This is a genomic window from Salinivibrio costicola subsp. alcaliphilus, assembly GCF_001996185.1.
In the GTDB taxonomy this organism is placed as follows: Bacteria; Pseudomonadota; Gammaproteobacteria; order Enterobacterales; family Vibrionaceae; genus Salinivibrio; species Salinivibrio costicola.
Window position 1 is genome coordinate 14,998 of sequence record NZ_MUFR01000025.1, and the last position, 15,098, is coordinate 30,095.

Here is a 15,098-nt window from a genome sequence, read left to right on the forward strand (position 1 = left end):
CCGGTATGGCGTTTGACTCACTCGTGTGTGCAGGACTCGAGACCGCCTTAAATGGCGTGATTAATAAAGATGCAGATAGCCAGCGCCGTTTAGCGCGACTAAAAGGGCGCAGTATTGGCGTCACGCTGCAAGAATATAATCGACAGTGGGTCTTTGTTTTTGGCCAGCAGATCGATGTACTGAGCCATTACGAGGGAGAGCTTGATTGTGCATTATCCCTCTCGCTTTCTGCGTTGCCGCAATTGCAGCAAAAAGCCAATCTTACTGCGTTAATAAAAGCCGATAAGCTGACACTTGATGGTGATATGGACGTGGCCCAGCAGTTTTCTCAATTGTTGAGCGGCATTCAGTTTGATGTCGCCGAATGGTTATCGCCTTATACCGGAGATGTGGTTGCCCATACCCTCGTCAGTCAGGCACAGCAGCGTTGGCAGCAATTACAACAACTGGCTCAGCGTCAGCAGCGCTATGCTGGGGAAGTGATCACCGAAGAGTGGCGCTTGGCGCCGGGGCCGTTAGAAGTGGCGGCATACAGTGATCAAGTGGATGAATTGCGCAGTGACGCGGCGCGGTTGGAAGCCAAGGTTAAGCAGTTAGTAGAACGGATGGAGTCCGCATGACACTCAGTGAGATTCGTCGCCTGTATTTTATTATTCGTACTTTGTTATTGTACGGTGTTGATGCCCTACTACCCAGGCAACCGCTGACTCGACTCGCCCATCTTGGGCGTAAATCGCTGTTTTGGCTTAAAAACCAACACCCAGACAAGCCTGTGGGTGAGCGCTTGCGTTTAGCGATGCAAAGTTTGGGGCCGGTATGGGTAAAGCTCGGGCAAATGATGTCGACCCGCCGCGATCTTTTTCCTGCTCATATCGCCAATGAACTCGCCCAGTTGCAAGATAAAGTCGCACCCTTTGATGGCCACAAAGCAAAAACGCAAATTGAAGCGTCACTGGGTGGGCCTCTGGAAACTTGGTTCAGTGATTTTGAGCCCAACCCATTAGCCTCTGCATCCATCGCACAAGTCCACACCGCGACATTAAAAGAAAATGGCCGTGAAGTGGTGATTAAGGTGATCCGTCCCGATATCTTGCCGGTTATTCAGGCCGACTTGCGTCTGATGTATCGCGTGGCACGGCTGGTGGCGCGTTTTCTCCCTGATGCACGTCGCTTAAAGCCGGTAGAAGTGATTCGCGAATATGAAAAAACCTTGCTTGATGAACTGGATTTAATGCGCGAAGCGGCGAATACTATTCAATTGCGTCGCAACTTTGAAAACGATCAAGCCTTGTATGTGCCCGAAGTGTTTAGTGACTATTGCCGCAAAGACGTGATGGTGTCTGAGCGCATTTACGGTATTCAAGTGTCAGATATCGACGCGCTTGAGGCGAACGGTACAGATATGAAGCTGCTCGCCGAGCGGGGGGTTGAAGTCTTTTTCACCCAGGTCTTCCGCGATAGTTTTTTCCATGCGGACATGCACCCAGGCAACGTATTTGTGTCGTATGAACACCCGCACGACCCGCAGTGGATTGGGCTTGATTGCGGTATTGTTGGTACGTTAAACCGCGATGATAAACGCTATCTAGCGGAAAACTTTATTGCCTTCTTTAACCGTGATTATCGCAAGGTCGCTGAGCTTCATGTCGATTCAGGTTGGGTGCCGCATGACACCAATGTCGACGATTTCGAATTTGCTATTCGTACCGTGTGCGAGCCGATTTTCGAAAAGCCGCTGTGTGAAATTTCGTTCGGTAATGTGTTATTAAACCTCTTCAACACCGCGCGCCGCTTTAATATGGAAGTGCAGCCACAGCTGGTCTTACTGCAAAAAACATTGCTCTATATTGAAGGGCTTGGACGTCAGCTTTATCCGCAACTTGATTTGTGGACCACAGCAAAGCCGTTTTTAGAGTCGTGGATGAAACAGCAAGTCGGACCGCAAGCGGTATGGGCGGCGGTCAAAGAGAAGGCACCGTTTTGGGCCGAAAAGCTGCCAGAAATTCCGGAGCTAATCTACGATGGCCTCCGCCAGGGGCGGCAAGTCAATCAGCGGTTAGACACCTACTATCAAAGCTATTTACAGACCAAACAGCGCCACTCGCGCGCCACATATCTACTGGGTATTGGTGCCACCTTACTACTGACTGCGACTATCTTGTATGCCAACCGGATCGATACACTACCGAGTGTTGCGACAGCGGGGGCGGTCGTTTTCTGGTTGTGTGGCTGGCGACTTTGTAATAAAACCTGTAACAAATAGCAGTTACACTGCTGCGCACATAACATTAACCAAGCGGAATAAAGGGAACCGGTATGGGTGGAATTAGTATTTGGCAGCTGCTGATCATTGCAGTCATCGTGGTGTTATTGTTTGGCACCAAGAAGTTACGCAATATGGGTGGTGATTTGGGCTCTGCGGTAAAAGGGTTCAAAAAAGCGATGCATGATGACGAGGGTAAGCGCGCTGATCAAGATGCTGACTTCGAGCCAACGTCGCTTAATGAGCGTGCTGAACCGTCGAAAAGCGAAAAAACGCAAAAAGACAAAGAGCAGGTATAAGCCGTGTTTGATATTGGTTTCTGGGAGCTGGTACTGATTGCCGTCATTGGCCTTGTGGTGCTTGGCCCAGAGCGGCTGCCCATTGCGATACGTAATGTGTCACGTTGGGTGGGCGCGGCCAAGCGTATGGCAGGTTCGGTCCGTGACGAGCTCGAGCAAGAGCTTAAGATCAAAGAGTTGCAAGATAATTTGCACAAAGCCGAGCAAGCAGGGATGAAAAATCTCTCCCCTGAACTGCAAGAATCGGTGGAGACGCTGCGACAGCGAGCCGCCGATGTGCAGCATCCTTATGCGTCTTCGCCAACATCAACCACTGCAGCGCATGATACCGAGAGTGCGGACACGGCCACCAGTCCCTCGTCCACCTCGTCGACCGATAAGTGATAACGAGCGACGCCTTATGTCTCTGATGAAAAAACCACTATGTCTTCTGTAAACGATTCTCAGCCACTCATCAGTCATCTGATGGAGCTCCGTAACCGCCTGCTTCGCGCCATCGTTGCCATCTTAGTGGTCTTTGTCGGGTTAGTGTATTTTGCCAACGACATCTATAGCTTGGTCGCTCAGCCACTGATTGACAAGCTGCCTGAAGGGGCGAGCATGATTGCCACCGATGTGGCGTCGCCCTTTTTCACCCCCATCAAACTGACGCTGGTTATCTCGGTATTTGTTGCCATCCCCGTGGTGCTTTACCAAATTTGGGCCTTTGTTGCCCCTGGCCTGTATAAGCATGAGCAGCGCTTGGTGATGCCGCTTTTGGTATCGAGCTCGTTGTTGTTTTATGCGGGCGTGGCGTTTGCCTACTGGGTGGTATTGCCCTTGGTGTTTGGCTTTTTTACCTCGATTGCGCCAGAAGGGGTGCAGGTGGCAACGGATATTGCCAGTTATCTCGATTTCATTTTGGCTTTATTTCTAGCATTTGGTATTGCTTTTGAAATCCCTATTGCGATTATACTGCTGGTCTGGACGGGCGCGACAACCGCGAAAAGCTTGACCAGCAAGCGTCCGTATGTCGTGGTGGCGGCCTTTGTCGTTGGCATGATGTTGACCCCGCCCGATATGATTTCGCAAACCTTGCTCGCCATTCCTATGTGTTTGCTGTTCGAGCTGGGTGTGTTGCTGTCACGTTTTTATGTCCCGCGCGACGCATCGGCATCTGAAGAGGCCAATGAATGATTGATATTGGTGTCAATCTCACCAGCTCACGATTTGATAAAGACAGAGACGAGGTTGTTGCTCATGCGCAGCAAGCCGGAGTCTCTGGGATGATTTTTACCGGCACCAACGTTGAAGAAAGCCAAGCAGCGGCGGATTTAGCGGCGCGGTACCCTGGCTACGCCTATGCCACTGCCGGGGTGCATCCGCACGATGCCAAATCTGTCGATCCAGCCAATTTAACCATGATTCGGCAACTGGCGCAGCGCGCCGAGGTGGTGGCGATAGGGGAATGTGGCCTCGACTTTAACCGTGACTTTTCGCCGCGCCCGCAACAAGAAGCGGTCTTTGAGGCGCAACTCGCATTAGCCGCTGAGCAGTCAATGCCGGTATTTATGCATTGTCGGGAGGCTCATGACCGTTGGCTGGCGATATTGCGTCCTTGGTTAGACAAGTTGCCGGCGGCGGTACTGCACTGTTTTACCGGTGAGGATCAGGCACTGCGAGATTGCTTGGATGCCGGGTTATACATAGGTGTCACCGGTTGGCTCTGCGACGAACGGCGCGGACAGCAGCTTCAGCAACAGGTAAGCTGGCTGCCCGATGATCGCTTGATGATTGAAACGGATGCCCCGTATTTGCAGCCGCGCGATCTGCGCCCGCGGCCCAAACGTAGCCGTAATGAGCCCAAGTATTTACCGCATATTGCACAGGCGGTGGCGCAACTTCGCCAACAGCCTGTTGAACAGATTATTGATTGTACAATAAAAAATACCCAGCGCTGTTTCTCGATACAGTGAGGGGTGCATAACGATAGCGAGGCAGTACGCTGCCCCAAAGCCCAGGTCTGCAACATTAAGGAGGATACCGTGGCCGTATCCATTCAAAGCGCCTTTCCTGCACGACGCCTGCGTCGTACACGCAAAACTGATTTTAGCCGCCGTTTGGTGGCAGAACATACACTCTCTGCCAATGATTTAATTTATCCGGTCTTCGTCCTGATGGGCAAAAACCGTCGCGAGCCAGTGGCTTCAATGCCAGGTATTGAACGACTGTCTATCGACTTGCTGTTACATGAAGCGGACTACCTTGCCAAATTGGGAGTGCCCGCGATCGCCCTGTTTCCGGTGATCCCCAAAGATGCTAAAACGCTCTGTGCATCGGAAGCCTTTAATCCGGAAGGGCTAGTGCCTCGTGCTGTGCGCCTGCTCAAAGAGCATGTGCCACAAATGGGCGTGATTACTGATGTGGCGCTTGACCCTTATACCATTCATGGTCAAGACGGTATTATCGACGACGACGGCTATGTGATGAATGAGCCAACCACTGAGGTACTGATCAAGCAAGCCCTGTCTCATGCCGAAGCTGGTGTCGATATTGTCGCGCCGTCGGATATGATGGACGGGCGAATTGGACGTATTCGCGAAGCGTTGGAAGCAAACGGCTATATTAATACCCAAATCATGGCATATTCAGCCAAGTATGCTTCCAACTACTACGGGCCTTTCCGTGATGCACTTGGTTCAGCCGCTAACCTTAAAGGCGGTAACAAAGCCAACTACCAAATGGATCCGGCCAATAGTGACGAAGCCCTCCATGAGGTTGCAATGGACATTGCTGAAGGCGCCGATACCGTGATGGTGAAGCCTGGAATGCCGTATTTGGACGTGGTGCGCCGAGTGAAAAGTGAGCTCAATGTGCCAACGTTTGCCTACCAAGTGTCTGGTGAGTATGCCATGCATAAAGCAGCGTTTGATAACGGTTGGCTGAAAGAGCGGGAAACGGTAATGGAATCACTTCTGTGCTTTAAGCGAGCGGGTGCGGATGGCATTTTAACCTACTTTGCCAAGCAAGTTGCCGAGTGGTTAGCCGAAGACGCGGGCGCGCCATTACCACCGCGGCCGGAAGATACCGTCGGCTAAATGACCACACAGTGTCTCTACGCCCTTGCCATTGGCAGGGGCGTTTTTTTAGTAAGGGCATGAATTACCGCACAAAACTCAAGGGATAACATTGCGGTTGATCGGGTTCTGTAGTGAGATCAGTGTCTCTGTCGATTGGACCTCATCGATGGCCTGCAGTTTATCAATCAATACAAACTGTAACTCCTCGATAGAGCGACACATCAGCTTCACGAAGATGTTATAGGCCCCTGTCGTATAGTAAGCTTCGACTACCTCATCGAGTTGGTTCAGCTTTTCTAGCGCGGAGTGGTAATCGCGCGCCGCTTTCAGATTGATACCAATAAAGCAGCATACGTCATAGCCTAGCTTTTTAGTATTTACCAATATCTCGGTGCCTTCGATAATGCCGGCGGCTTTCATCTTTTCGACACGAACGTGCACGGTGGCAGGGCTGACATTAAATCGCTTTGCCATTTCTGCGTAAGGAACGCGTGCATCATCCAGTAAGGTAGAAAGAATTCGACGATCAAGGTCATCCAGTTTCGGCAATTCGTTCATTGTTTTCGTCTTTTTGTTATAGCGAGGTCTTGTTTTTCGTTAACACGATTGCTTGACCGTTCGGTTAACACCTAATGTAGGGTATCGCGTTGTTTAGTGCGATACCAATCAACCAACAGGAAGTAGATGTGGGGATCAAATACCTTTTAGGCGGTTTACTGTTCTGGGTAGCATTGAGTGTCAGCGCCGCACAAAAAAACGTGCTGGTGGTGCATTCCTATCATCCCAACTTCTTTTGGAACCAAGCTCTGGTCGAAGGACTCGATACTGCCACCGCGGGAGAAGACATTGCGTTTCAACATACTTATCTAGAAATTAAACGTTATCAGTCAGAGGCGTATCGAGAGCAACTCAAAAAACTCTATATCCAAAAGCTCGGGAACCATCAATTCGATGCGATCTTAACCACGGATAATGCCGCACTTTGGTTAATCCATCAGTTGCATGAATATGTTGGTGAAACGCCAGTTGTTTACGCGGGCCTGAATAACTTTGGTCGCCAGCATTATCCGTTGCTCCCTAAGCTAACCGGCGTCAAAGAGGAAGTGGATCTACCGCGCAACTTGGCGTTAATGAAGCGGTTGCACCCTGGTTTAGAGCGCGTTTATGTGTTGCTCGATAATACCTTCTCGAGTCGTCAATACTGGAATGTCGTGCAAGCGCAACTGGCCAGAAACGGTGATTCTGGCATCGACGTCGTGCGCCTTTCTAGTCTCACCTTTTCGGGACTACGCGATAGAATTCAAGCCATGCATGACGGTGAGGCGGTGTTTTATCTTTCCTATTTTAGGGATAGCAACGGACAATTTCTCGATAAACTCAGTGGTATCCGAACGCTCACTCACAATACGCCCGTGCCCATCTATGGTGCCATGAGTTTTATGCTCGGTCAGGGTGTGGTCGGCGGCGTGGTGATAGATGGTAAAAATCAAGGCTACCATCAAGGGAAGCTCCTTCTTAAGACCTTGAGTGGTCAGCTACCCGCCGAACGTGATGGGACCAATATCACCATGTTTGATTACCCGGCACTCAAGCGCTGGCAGTTAGATATTAGCGCGTTTGATGATGTGACGATCACCAATCAACCCGAACCAATATGGCAAACTCATCCGGTGGCTGTGCAAGCGGTCGCCTTGGCTGTTTTGGTACTGGGCAGCGTGATTGTCATGCTAGCCGCGAATATTCGTCAGCTTCGACGCAGTGAGGCATCGTTGATGCGTCACCGGGCGATGCTCAAAGGGGTGTTTGATCAAAGTAATCAACTGATCGCGTTGTTGGATCAAAATGGCATCGTCGTTTCAGGCAACACCAGCTTTTATCAGCTGATCACCGACAGACAGGCGTATGGAGAGCGTCCTTTATGGCTGTGGCCAATTTGGCGTAATCCGGCAAGTTTGGAGCAACACCTAAAACAGATTGGAACCACTCAGCCTCAGCGGTTTGAATTATGTTTAAGCGAAGCCCACCGTGAAGTGATCTTGGACGTGGCAGTGAAAAGCTTTCCCGGTGAACGAGGCCAGCCACGCGTATTACTTGAAGCGCGAGATGTCACCCAACGCAAACAAACTGAAGAAAAGCTCCAGCGCAGCGAAATTGAATATCGTATGCTCTATGAACAACAACCCGTTATTTTGTTAACGGTGGACTACCAGGCGCGCATCCAGTCACTGAACCAATACGCCGCAGATTTATTCGGCCATGAAAAATCGTGCTTGCTGGGCCATAAAATCACTGAGTTGTATGTGAGCGACCAGGCGCCACCCCATCGAATGATTAAACGGGATCAGCATAACCAAGAGCAAGTCTGGCGCCGTGAGATTCCGTATCGAGCCGGCAATGGACACACCTTATGGGTTCGAGAAACCATCCGCGCTATGCATAATCAAACCCAGCTAATGGTCGTGGGTGAAGATATTACCGCGCACCGAGAAATGGAAAACCAGCTGACCTATCAAGCGCATCATGACTATTTGACCGGTCTTTACAACCGTAGCTACTTTGAACAAAAACTGGCCGCGGCATTATTACAAGCTCGAGAAGATGGTGAGTGCCATGCGATGTTCTACATCGATATGGACCAGTTTAAATTAATTAATGATACCGCGGGCCATGAAGCGGGGGATGAGGCGTTAAAACAAGTGGCTCAGATTATCCGTCAGCACTTGCCGGAAGGGGCGGTACTCTCACGCTTAGGTGGTGATGAGTTTGGCGTTATCGCGTATCATCACGCCGCGGAGCAGTCAGTGATCTGGGGGAGAGCCTTGCTGGCGGTGCTTGCTGACAGTGAGTTCTTCTGGCATGGCAGCCGGATGCGCTTAGCGTGCTCGTTGGGGATTCGTCTGCTTGACCGTACCGCGGGTTCGCCTCAACAAGTTCATGCCCAAGCAGACACAGCGTGTTATGCCGCTAAAGATGAAGGCCGCAATCGACTCCACATTTATCACCCCGATGATGAAGAGCTGCAACGCCGAGAGCAAGAAATGGCTTATGTCAGCCATATTCATGAGGCGATCGCGCATGACCGCTTTGACATCTATGCACAACAAATTGTGGATATCCAATCAGATGCGCAAGACACGCTCTACATTGAAGCACTGGTCAGAATGCGCGACACCAAAGGCGGTTGGTTACCTCCTAGTATGTTTATTCCTGCCGCCGAACGCTACAGCATGGCGCATCAACTGGATACGGTGGTGGTAACCAAAACGCTTGCCTGGTTTGATGCGAATCCCGAGCAAATTGCGAAGTTGGGCAAGGTATCGATTAATCTATCGGGCCGGTCGATTACCCAAAGCACGTTCGTTGCTTTTCTCCTTGATGCCATTAAACAGACCCAGGTGCCCAGCGAGTGCCTCTGCCTGGAGATCACGGAAACCGCGGCGATCAGTAATATGAGCAGTGCGATCGATCTGTTTTCTCAGCTTAAAGCACTGGGCTGTACCATCGCCTTAGACGATTTTGGTGCCGGCATTTCTTCGTTTGGCTATCTGAAGCGTTTACCGGTCGATATTATAAAAATTGACGGACAGTTTATCCGCGATATTGAGACTGATGAAACCGACTATGCCATGGTGAAAGCCATTCATGATTTAGCTAAGCAAATGGGAAAACAAACCGTGGCTGAATTTGTTGAAAACGCAGCTATCTTGGACAGAGTCAAAGCGCTTGGCATCGACTATGCCCAAGGTTATCACTTTAGTATCCCGGCGCCGTTGAGCGATCAGGTAAAAAAGTGGCGTCCCAGTCGTGAGACAGTGAAGGAAAAAAACCATCTCTGATATAATCGGACCAGCCCCAGCTGTGGAGATCCGATGTGCAACTCAGTTTGATTTGTGACGCTCTTGAAAAAGACGAAGAATTTGAAAGGCTAAAGTCGAAGTGGTCACTCACTCACGATCCTGATTCATCGTTTGCCCTGGTAATGACACAAACGCATCTTGAACTACGCAAGCGCGATGAACCTAAATTAGGGGCAGTGTTTGTTGACTTTGTGAGCGGTGCGGTCGCCCACCGTCGTAAATTTGGCGGGGGGAAAGGACAAGCGATAGCGAAAGCGGTTGGGCTCAATAAGGGGATCACCCCGCGCGTACTCGATGCCACCGCTGGACTGGGGCGCGATGCGTTCGTATTGGCGTCTTTAGGCTGCTCCGTGCAAATGATAGAAAGGCATCCGGTTGTTGCCGCCTTGCTTGATGATGGCTTACAGCGAGCCTATCAGGACCCCGATATTGGTGCATGGATGCAATCACGGATGACGTTATTGCATGCCAATAGTGAGCAAGCACTGACTGACATGGCAAACATGCCAGGTTTGGTGCGACCTGATGTGATTTACCTTGATCCCATGTATCCCCACAAGAAAAAAGCCGCCTTGGTGAAAAAAGAGATGCGCGTTTTTCAATCTTTAGTGGGGGCAGATAGCGATGCAGATGCCTTATTGCTGCCCGCACTTCAACTGGCCCGCAGTCGCGTGGTGGTTAAGCGGCCGGATTATGCGACGCCGTTAGCGGATAGACCACCGCATTCGACCATCACCACCAAGAAAAACCGTTTTGATATGTACATTAACGCAGCGTTAGGCGCGGAGGCGTAAGTGGCCAAAGCTTTATGTAAATGGCGCCGAGGCGAGGTTGAAGCTAACCTATCCTCCTTGGCAATCATCACCACACCGCCACGCGTGGCTTGTAGTAAATGTGCGCGGGTCGCGAGTGAAAAAGGCTACGTCTGTCGTCCTATTTCGCTAGTGAGTGGTGAAGAAAAGAAAGCGAAGAAAGCGAAGAAAGCGTCTGATCACGCCGCTAAAAAAGCTAAAAAAGCCAAACAAAAAGCAGCCAAGAAAGACAAAAAGGGTAAAGCGGATAAAAAGGCCAGAAAGAAGGCTAAGTCGGATAAACCCTAAATCAATATAAACAGCGGACAAGCAAAAACTCCATGGCGTACCATGGAGTCTTTCAGACTTAATCGAGACCTTTTACCATCAATACGGTTAATAGTCCGGTGATGACTGAAACAATCAGACCGGAAACGATTAGCCAAGGCAACATATCCATCATGATTTGCACTCACTTCTGTTGTTATGATTTGGGGGAAAAGCGAGCATGATTGGACCTGAGTTTAACCACTATCTCAACAGGGTAAACGCAGCTGGTTAACCTTAGTAACAGCTAGAAACAAGATGACTACAAAGTATTCAAAAAGCCCATGTGGCGCATAGGTCTATCAGTACAAAGGATCCAACATGAGTGTCAATCAAGGAAAGGCCGACCTATCGGTTTGGGATAAAGAAGAAGCGTTAAGTCGGTTAATGGACAGTCCGGCGCTTCTTGACGAAGCCTGCCGTATTTTTGTTGAAGAAAGCGAGCAACAGCTTCCGATGATGGAAAGGCAGTTAGCGGAGGCTAATTACGCCGATTTAGTCCGTGAAGCGCATAAAATGAAAGGCAGTGCCAGTAATTTGGCCGCACTAGAGCTGTATCAGAACGCGTTGACACTAGAGCAAGCGGCCAAGCAAGAAGACGCCGATCAAGCCACGGCGGCACTGGCGAGTCTTAAAGAAGGCTTGGCCCGCTTCTGTGCGCAGTTGACAGGCTAATTGCTGTAACAAACAATGAATCCCCATAAAAAACGCCGTGTATCGACACGGCGTTTTGATATGAACCTATCTCGCGCGGCTTAGCGCATGGTAACAAATTCTTCTGACCCGGTTGGGTGAATCGCAACCACGCTATCAAAGTCTGCCTTAGTGGCGCCCATTTTCATCGCCACCGCAAAGCCTTGAATCATCTCGTCGACCGTAAAGCCGATCCCGTGCAGGCCCACCACTTTTTCTTCATCGCCAGCACACACCAGCTTCATTTTGCAGGGTTGACGGTGCTGAGTAACAGCGGTGTACATGGCCGCAAAGCTGGACGTGTAGACTTTTATATTGTCATCGCCATACTTGGCGCGTGCTTCTGGCTCATTCAAGCCAATGGTGCCGATTGGCGGGTGGCTAAATACCACGGTTGGCACCAACTCATAGTCCATTTTGGCATGTGTCTGGCCGTTAAATAGGCGCCCTGATAATAAACGTCCCGCCTTCACCGCAACAGGGGTGAGCTCAATGCCGCCATCCATGATATCGCCGACACAGTGAATATGTGGCACGCTGGTGGTTTGGTATGGGTCGACTTTGATGTAGCCATCTGCCGTGGTTTGAACATCCGTCGCACCCAGGTTGATTTTATCTGTGGTGGGGTGACGGCCAATTGCCCAAATCAAGGTGTCTGTATTGTGGGTGGTGCCGTTTTCAAATGATAGCGTCAGGCTGCCATCGTTCTCTTTGGTAACGGAAACCGGAACATGCTGGGTATGAAGGGTTGGCCCCTCTTTTTCCATTACCTCGACCAAGGTATCTGTCACCATAGGATCGAATGTCCGTAGTGGACGGTCTTTACGCACAAACAAGTGGGTGTCAGAGCCGAGCGCATGTAACACGCCTGCAATCTCCACCGCGATATAGCCGGCACCGACAACAGCCACCCGCTTAGGCTGCTCGGGGAGAGCAAAGAAGCCATCAGAATCGATGCCAAGTTCAGCGCCCGGAATTGTTGGAACAGTGGGCGTGCCACCGACCGCAATTAAGAAGTTATCGGCGGTGTAATGCTCACCATCAACCTCAACCGTGTTGTTGTCGACAAAGCGCGCAAACCCACGGATGACATCGATGTTGTTTTTATCTAAAACATTGTCGTAGGCCTTATGGATGCGGCCGATATAGGCTTCACGGTTATTAACCAGTGTTGACCAGTTAAAGCCTTTCACATCCACATCAAAACCGTAGTCTGACGCGTAGAGGTTAAGCGCTTCTGCGACTTGGGCGCCATGCCACATCACTTTTTTTGGCACACACCCTACGTTGACGCAGGTGCCGCCTAGGTGTTTTGCTTCAATAAGGGCGACTTTAGCACCGTGCATCGCGGCACGGTTGGCAGAGGCAATACCGCCACTACCGCCACCGATACAGATATAGTCGAAATGCTTCGCCATGTCTTTCTCCATCTTATAGGCACAGGGTGCCACTGGCTTTTATGTCGAGGTCAGCTTGTCCTGTTTGGTGGCGCTTGTAAAGCCACCCACTCTGACCTTCTGAGTATTAGCATACCAAACCGGCAGTGAGGCAGCAGTCTCAGAATCATTTTGTAACGCTCGCAATACAACTTGCTTGAGTCCAAAGGATTGAAAAGTCCCCCTCGAGACGGCATATACACCGTATTGTTTATATATTCCTAGGGCTCGCTTCGTGAGCACCTTATCAGCAAAAAGGAAGGCACTATGTCCAACCCGCTACTTCAATTTGAGGATTTACCTCCGTTTTCGGCGATTAAGCCTGAGCATGTTAAGCCGGCAGTGGAAGCCGCTATTGCTGACTGTCGCCAAGCTGTCGATGCCGCTGCAGGCACTGACCAAGCTAACTGGACCACTGTTTGCGTACCGGTGACTGAGGCCGAAGATCGGCTAGGCCGGATCTGGTCACCGGTCAGCCATATGAATGCGGTGGTCAATAGCCAGCCATTGCGTGAAGCCTATGAAAGCTGCTTATCGTTATTATCTGAGTATTCAACATGGCGCGGGCAGCACAAAGGTTTGTATCAAGCATACAAAGCGATAAAAGAGAGCGCCGAATTCGAGACCCTAGAGATTGCTCAGCAAAAAGCCATCACCGATGCGCTGCAAGATTTTGAACTCTCGGGCATTGCCTTGCCGGTGGATCAGCAGCACCGATTTGGTGACATTCAAAAGCGTTTGTCTGAGCTTTCCTCTTCATTTAGCAATAATATACTTGATGCCACCATGGGGTGGACCAAGTTGATTTCTGACGAGAGTGAACTCGCAGGCTTGCCTGAGTCCGCGCGCCAGGCGGCGAAAGCGCAAGCAGAGGCAAAATCGCAGCAAGGCTATTTATTTACCCTGGATGTCCCCTCGTACCTGCCTGTGATGATGTATTGCGATAATCGTGCACTGCGTCAACAAATGTATGAAGCCTTTACCACGCGTGCTTCTGACCGCGGCCCGCAAGCGGGGCAGTGGGATAACTCCGAGCTGATGAATGAGTCGTTGCGCTTAAAATACGAACTGGCACGTTTGTTGGGCTTTAATAGCTACAGCGAACTGTCGTTGGCGACCAAGATGGCAGAAACACCAGACCAAGTGATGGGCTTTTTGAATGATTTGGTCGACAAAGCCCGCCCTCAAGGTGAACGCGAGTTTGCCGAAGTGAAGGCGTATGCCAAGCAAGAATTTGGCGTCGATACCCTTGAGCCTTGGGATATTCCGTATTACAGCGAGAAACTCAAGCAAGCGCGTTATACCATCTCCGATGAGGCACTCCGCCCTTACTTCCCTGAAGCGCGAGTGCTCAATGGTTTGTTCGAAGTGATGAAACGTGTGTTCGGTATGACGATTACCGAGCGTAAAGGAATCGACACGTGGCATGAAAGTGTGCGCTTTTATGACATTCATGACAGCCAAGGGACGCTGCGTGGCAGCTTCTATTTGGACTTATACGCGCGGGAGCATAAACGTGGTGGCGCGTGGATGGATGAATGCCGGGTGCGTCGTCGCAAAGCGAACGGTGAACTGCAAACACCGGTGGCGTACTTAACCTGTAACTTTAATCCGCCAGTGGGTGACGACCCGGCGTTGTTTACCCATGATGAAGTGGTCACCCTGTTCCACGAATTTGGTCATGGCATTCATCATATGCTGACGCAAGTCGATGTGGCTGATGTCTCCGGCATTAATGGTGTGCCTTGGGATGCGGTAGAGTTGCCGAGTCAGTTTTTGGAAAACTGGTGCTGGGAGCAAGAGGCGCTGAGCTTTATTTCGGGGCATTACCAAACCGGAGAAGCGCTTCCTGAAGACATGCTGGAAAAAATGCTCGCGGCGAAAAACTTTAACTCAGCCATGGGAATGTTGCGTCAGCTCGAGTTTAGTTTGTTTGATTTCCGTCTATTCAGCGAGTTTGATCCGGATGTGGGCCCGCGGATCATGGAAACGCTAAATGCGGTGCGTGAGCAAGTCTCAGTGGTGCCGACGCCTGAATGGAACCGCTTTCCGCATGCTTTTGGGCATATCTTTGCGGGCGGATATAGTGCAGGTTATTACAGCTATAAATGGGCTGAAGTACTCTCGAGTGATGCCTATTCGCGTTTTGAAGAGGATGGGATCTTTAACCGTGACACCGGTGAAGACTTCTTAAACCATATTCTTAGCCGCGGGGGCAGTGAAGCACCGAAAGACTTGTTTGTTCGCTTTAGAGGTCGCGAGCCAAGCCCTGAGGCGTTATTGCGTCATAGTGGGATTGCAGCGGCTTAATTGCCCGCTGAGCTGATTGACAGCGCCAAGGATAAAAAGGCTCACACCATCAAGGTGTGGGCC

At 50.6% G+C, this 15,098-nt stretch carries 14 protein-coding genes; 12 read left to right on the top strand and 2 right to left on the bottom strand.

Features of this window, described 5'->3' with window-relative positions; translation table 11 throughout:
- Positions 1–5 precede the first annotated feature (5 nt).
- The 7 genes from BZJ21_RS09815 (at position 6) to hemB (ending at position 5,639) form a co-directional block, all read left to right on the top strand.
- Positions 6–620: a ubiquinone biosynthesis accessory factor UbiJ gene (locus tag BZJ21_RS09815; protein WP_077461855.1), complete on the top strand. Its 615-nt coding sequence runs from the start codon at positions 6–8 to the stop codon at positions 618–620.
- Entirely contained in the window at positions 617–2,263 is a 1,647-nt protein-coding gene (gene ubiB, locus BZJ21_RS09820; protein ID WP_021022196.1) for a ubiquinone biosynthesis regulatory protein kinase UbiB, read from the top strand. Before BZJ21_RS09815 ends, ubiB begins: the two co-directional genes overlap by 4 nt.
- Positions 2,264–2,316: 53 nt before the next feature.
- Positions 2,317–2,562 carry a Sec-independent protein translocase subunit TatA gene (tatA, locus tag BZJ21_RS09825; protein WP_021022197.1) on the top strand — a complete coding sequence of 82 codons (246 nt, stop codon included), beginning with the start codon at positions 2,317–2,319 and terminating at the stop codon, positions 2,560–2,562.
- Positions 2,563–2,565: 3 nt separating this feature from the next.
- Positions 2,566–2,946: a Sec-independent protein translocase protein TatB gene (gene tatB, locus BZJ21_RS09830; protein WP_077669680.1), complete on the top strand. Its 381-nt coding sequence runs from the start codon at positions 2,566–2,568 to the stop codon at positions 2,944–2,946.
- 39 nt (positions 2,947–2,985) lie between these two features.
- Positions 2,986–3,738, top strand: coding sequence for a twin-arginine translocase subunit TatC (gene tatC / locus BZJ21_RS09835; RefSeq protein ID WP_077646439.1), 753 nt, complete (start codon positions 2,986–2,988; stop codon positions 3,736–3,738).
- Complete coding sequence (locus tag BZJ21_RS09840; RefSeq protein ID WP_077576398.1) at positions 3,735–4,517, top strand: TatD family hydrolase; 783 nt, start codon at positions 3,735–3,737, stop codon at positions 4,515–4,517. The genes tatC and BZJ21_RS09840 overlap by 4 nt, the downstream gene beginning before the upstream one ends.
- A gap of 69 nt (positions 4,518–4,586) precedes the next feature.
- Positions 4,587–5,639 (top strand): porphobilinogen synthase, encoded by a 1,053-nt coding sequence (gene hemB / locus BZJ21_RS09845; RefSeq protein ID WP_077461859.1) that lies wholly within the window; start codon positions 4,587–4,589, stop codon positions 5,637–5,639.
- A gap of 78 nt (positions 5,640–5,717) precedes the next feature.
- Here the strand turns inward: hemB and asnC are convergent, their stop codons facing one another.
- Positions 5,718–6,179: a transcriptional regulator AsnC gene (asnC, locus tag BZJ21_RS09850; RefSeq protein WP_021022202.1), complete on the bottom strand. Its 462-nt coding sequence runs from the start codon at positions 6,177–6,179 to the stop codon at positions 5,718–5,720.
- An 89-nt stretch (positions 6,180–6,268) separates the two neighbouring features.
- Here asnC and BZJ21_RS09855 point away from each other — a divergent pair, with 89 nt between their 5' ends.
- The 4 genes from BZJ21_RS09855 to BZJ21_RS09870 all read left to right on the top strand — a co-directional run bounded on the left by BZJ21_RS09855 (position 6,269) and on the right by BZJ21_RS09870 (position 11,271).
- Positions 6,269–9,457: a bifunctional diguanylate cyclase/phosphodiesterase gene (locus tag BZJ21_RS09855; protein WP_236719545.1), complete on the top strand. Its 3,189-nt coding sequence runs from the start codon at positions 6,269–6,271 to the stop codon at positions 9,455–9,457.
- 35 nt (positions 9,458–9,492) lie between these two features.
- On the top strand, positions 9,493–10,272 hold the full coding sequence (locus BZJ21_RS09860; RefSeq protein ID WP_077576397.1) for a class I SAM-dependent methyltransferase: 780 nt from the start codon (positions 9,493–9,495) through the stop codon (positions 10,270–10,272).
- Positions 10,273–10,578 carry a hypothetical protein gene (locus tag BZJ21_RS09865; protein WP_021022205.1) on the top strand — a complete coding sequence of 102 codons (306 nt, stop codon included), beginning with the start codon at positions 10,273–10,275 and terminating at the stop codon, positions 10,576–10,578.
- A gap of 339 nt (positions 10,579–10,917) precedes the next feature.
- On the top strand, positions 10,918–11,271 hold the full coding sequence (locus BZJ21_RS09870) for an Hpt domain-containing protein (RefSeq protein WP_077669681.1): 354 nt from the start codon (positions 10,918–10,920) through the stop codon (positions 11,269–11,271).
- Positions 11,272–11,351: 80 nt separating this feature from the next.
- Here the strand turns inward: BZJ21_RS09870 and gorA are convergent, their stop codons facing one another.
- The gene (gene gorA, locus BZJ21_RS09875) at positions 11,352–12,707 is read right to left on the bottom strand and encodes a glutathione-disulfide reductase (RefSeq protein WP_077669682.1); all 1,356 of its coding nucleotides are present in this window, start codon (positions 12,705–12,707) and stop codon (positions 11,352–11,354) included.
- Positions 12,708–12,992: 285 nt separating this feature from the next.
- On the opposite strand from gorA, the gene prlC reads away from it, so the two are divergent.
- Positions 12,993–15,035, top strand: a complete 2,043-nt coding sequence (gene prlC, locus BZJ21_RS09880; protein WP_077669683.1) for an oligopeptidase A — start codon at positions 12,993–12,995, stop codon at positions 15,033–15,035.
- Positions 15,036–15,098 lie beyond the last annotated feature (63 nt).

Bases quoted from the DNA above. Each gene is read 5' to 3' on its own strand.
- gorA (WP_077669682.1), bottom strand. From the start codon at position 12,707: ATGGCGAAGCATTTCGACTATATCTGTATCGGTGGCGGTAGTGGCGGT.
- BZJ21_RS09815 (WP_077461855.1), top strand. From the start codon at position 6: ATGGCGTTTGACTCACTCGTGTGTGCAGGACTCGAGACCGCCTTAAAT.
- tatC (WP_077646439.1), top strand. From the start codon at position 2,986: ATGTCTTCTGTAAACGATTCTCAGCCACTCATCAGTCATCTGATGGAG.
- ubiB (WP_021022196.1), top strand. From the start codon at position 617: ATGACACTCAGTGAGATTCGTCGCCTGTATTTTATTATTCGTACTTTG.
- asnC (WP_021022202.1), bottom strand. From the start codon at position 6,179: ATGAACGAATTGCCGAAACTGGATGACCTTGATCGTCGAATTCTTTCT.
- tatA (WP_021022197.1), top strand. From the start codon at position 2,317: ATGGGTGGAATTAGTATTTGGCAGCTGCTGATCATTGCAGTCATCGTG.
- BZJ21_RS09870 (WP_077669681.1), top strand. From the start codon at position 10,918: ATGAGTGTCAATCAAGGAAAGGCCGACCTATCGGTTTGGGATAAAGAA.
- BZJ21_RS09840 (WP_077576398.1), top strand. From the start codon at position 3,735: ATGATTGATATTGGTGTCAATCTCACCAGCTCACGATTTGATAAAGAC.
- prlC (WP_077669683.1), top strand. From the start codon at position 12,993: ATGTCCAACCCGCTACTTCAATTTGAGGATTTACCTCCGTTTTCGGCG.